At 63.9% G+C, this 2,560-nt stretch carries 3 protein-coding genes and 1 pseudogene; 1 reads left to right on the forward strand and 3 read right to left on the reverse strand.

Annotated elements, in window-relative coordinates; all coding sequences use genetic code 11:
• The 3 genes and pseudogenes from EN939_RS29280 to rlmN all read right to left on the reverse strand — a co-directional run.
• Positions 1–226: pseudogene (locus EN939_RS29280) on the reverse strand (hypothetical protein); the annotation flags it as partial.
• Positions 223–639, reverse strand: a complete 417-nt coding sequence (locus EN939_RS29285; RefSeq protein WP_236382957.1) for a hypothetical protein — start codon at positions 637–639, stop codon at positions 223–225. The gene EN939_RS29285 and the pseudogene EN939_RS29280, both read right to left, overlap by 4 nt.
• Before the next feature lie 35 nt (positions 640–674).
• Positions 675–1,910: a 23S rRNA (adenine(2503)-C(2))-methyltransferase RlmN gene (gene rlmN / locus EN939_RS29290; protein ID WP_127271171.1), complete on the reverse strand. Its 1,236-nt coding sequence runs from the start codon at positions 1,908–1,910 to the stop codon at positions 675–677.
• 158 nt (positions 1,911–2,068) lie between these two features.
• Here rlmN and EN939_RS29295 point away from each other — a divergent pair.
• On the forward strand, positions 2,069–2,560 hold a 492-nt coding region (locus tag EN939_RS29295), incomplete at its 3' end, for a chloride channel protein (RefSeq protein ID WP_206528368.1).

Consider the following 2,560-nt stretch of genomic DNA (forward strand, 5'->3'; position numbering starts at 1 on the left):
GGATGACTATGCAAGCCGGCATCAGGGCGAAATAGGCGACGAACAGGGCGACGAAGGGAATCGAGAAATACAGGGAAGCCGTCACCGCCGGTTGCGCTTGCTCCGGTGCGTAGCCGAGAGAGGCCAGGAACAGGATGTTGAGGAAGGCGCTCGCCGCCAGCGAGGCGATGGCATAGCCGAACAGGATGACGGTGAAACGGATGAGGTAGCCGACGAGACGGGTCATCCCAGATCTCGGCCCAAATCCCGGCGCATGCCCGACTTGCGTCCGGCCAGAAGCCAGTAGACCGAACCGGCGGCAATGCCGGCGGTGGCCAGGAAACCGAGAAAGCCCGGATTGAAGATAAAACTGCCGGCCGAGCGCGGCATGGACACGCCAAAGGCGATGGACGTGATCGCACCCGTGGCGGCAAAGTAGAACCATCCCCGAAGCGAAAACCATTCAGCGACAAAGAGCGCCGGGCCGACGATTAGCAGCGCGGCGATCGTCACGGTCAACACCGCGAGCGGGAAGGAACCCAGCCAGTCGAAAGCGAAAATGATGGACCAGTTGCCATCTTCCAAACCTTCCAGAAGAGCGATCAGCAGCACCGGGACCAGGATCGAGGTCAGCACGGCGGCGATATAGCCGACCGCCATCACGGCGAGGCGCTTCAGCCAGGCGACGGGGCGGCTCACGCCTCGCCGTGCCCCGCTATCATCATCGCTTCCAGCGCCAGCCGGTCGACCTTGCGCATGCGCTCGGAGTCGGACTTGAGCTGGCCGCAGGCGGCGAGGATGTCGCGGCCGCGTGGCGTGCGGATCGGCGAGGCATAGCCGGCGTTGTTGATGTAGTCGGCGAATTTCTCGATCGTCTCCCAGTCCGAGCACTGGTAGTTGGTGCCAGGCCACGGGTTGAACGGGATCAAATTGATCTTGGCCGGAATGCCCTTGAGCAGCTTGATCAGCCCCTTGGCGTCCTCGATGGAATCGTTGACATCCTTCAGCATCACATATTCGAAGGTGATGCGCTTGGCGTTCGACAGGCCGGGATAGGCGCGGCAGGCGGCGATCAGCTCCTTCAGCGGATACTTCTTGTTGATCGGCACAAGCAGGTCGCGCAGATCGTCATTGGTGGCATGCAGCGAGATCGCCAGCATGACGCCGATCTCCTCGCCGGTGCGGAAGATTTCCGGCACGACGCCGGAGGTCGACAGCGTGATGCGGCGCTTCGACAAGGAAAGGCCGTCACCGTCGGAAGCGATCAGCAGCGCCTTCTTGACCGCTTCGAAATTGTAAAGCGGTTCGCCCATTCCCATCATGACGATGTTGGACACTTTGCGGCCCTCGGCCGGCACGATGGCGCCGTCGGGCGTGTCGCGGTCGGGAAAATCGCCGAGCCGGTCGCGGGCGGTGAGCAGCTGGGCGAGGATCTCCTCAGCCGTCAGATTGCGCACCAGCTTCTGCGTGCCGGTGTGGCAAAACGAGCAGGTCAGCGTGCAGCCCACCTGCGAGGAGATGCACAGCGTGCCGCGACCCTCTTCGGGAATGTAGACAGTCTCGATCTCGACCGGCCGGCCGGCGCCGCGCGGCGGAAAGCGGAACAGCCATTTGCGCGTGCCGTCGGCGGAAATCTGCTCCTCGACGATCTCGGGCCTGGCGACGGTGAAGTGCTTGTCCAGTTCGGCGCGCAGATCCTTGGAAATGTTGAACATGCCGGCGAAATCGGAGACGCCGCGCACATACATCCAGTGCCACAGCTGCTGGGCGCGCATTTTCGCCTGGCGCTCGGGCACAGTGCCTGATGCAACCAGAGCCTCGGCGAGCTCGACCCGCGTCAGGCCGATCAGCGACGGCTTTTCGGGCTGTGCCGCGCGGGCGCGCAACGCGTCGCGGGCGCCGTCAGTGGTGAGATCGAATGAAAGGGTCATGGTTGCACTGATATAAGCGGTTTGCGGCCGATTTCACGCATCGTGCCGGAAAGGAAGCGCGGCGCATAGCACAGGTTGAGGGCAGAGTCATGGGTTGTGCCGGTTTAACCTCTGGCCTGCACGTGTTAGGGCTCGATACTCCCCGCTCGAGGACAGACATGGCCGGCACATCGCGAAGATATCCCATGCTGCGGCGTTCGCGCGCGATGTGGGGCTCACGGCGGGTGTGGCAGCCGCGCCTGGTGTTCTGGGCCGGGGCGCTTGGCATCGGTGTGATCAGCGTGCTGTTCGCGGTGCTGGCGGACAGGGCGCAGGAACTGTTTCACCTGATGACAGGAGACGGAGGCGGCTGGCGTTTCTATCTGCCGCTTGCCGTTACGCCGTTGGGTTTCGTGCTGTGCGCCTGGCTTGCCCACACCTTCGTTCCCGGCTCGCAAGGCAGCGGCATTCCGCAGGCGATCGCCGCCCGCCATCTTCGCGACGACGAGGACCGAAGTCATATCCTGTCCCTCAAGCTGGTGGTCGGCAAAATCATGCTCACCATCGTCGGCCTGTTCTGCGGCGCCTCGATCGGCCGCGAGGGTCCGACCGTGCAGGTCGGCGCGTCGCTGATGCTGCAGGCGGCGCGCTGGGGCGGCATGGTGCAGGCG

Origin of the sequence: Mesorhizobium sp. M7A.F.Ca.CA.002.05.1.1 (assembly GCF_003998335.1) — a bacterium.
Lineage (GTDB): Bacteria > Pseudomonadota > Alphaproteobacteria > Rhizobiales > Rhizobiaceae > Mesorhizobium.

What these genes read in the sequence shown, in the direction of transcription:
- EN939_RS29285 (WP_236382957.1), bottom strand. Translation starts at nt 639, where the DNA reads ATGGCGGTCGGCTATATCGCCGCCGTGCTGACCTCGATCCTGGTCCCG.
- rlmN (WP_127271171.1), bottom strand. Translation starts at nt 1,910, where the DNA reads ATGACCCTTTCATTCGATCTCACCACTGACGGCGCCCGCGACGCGTTG.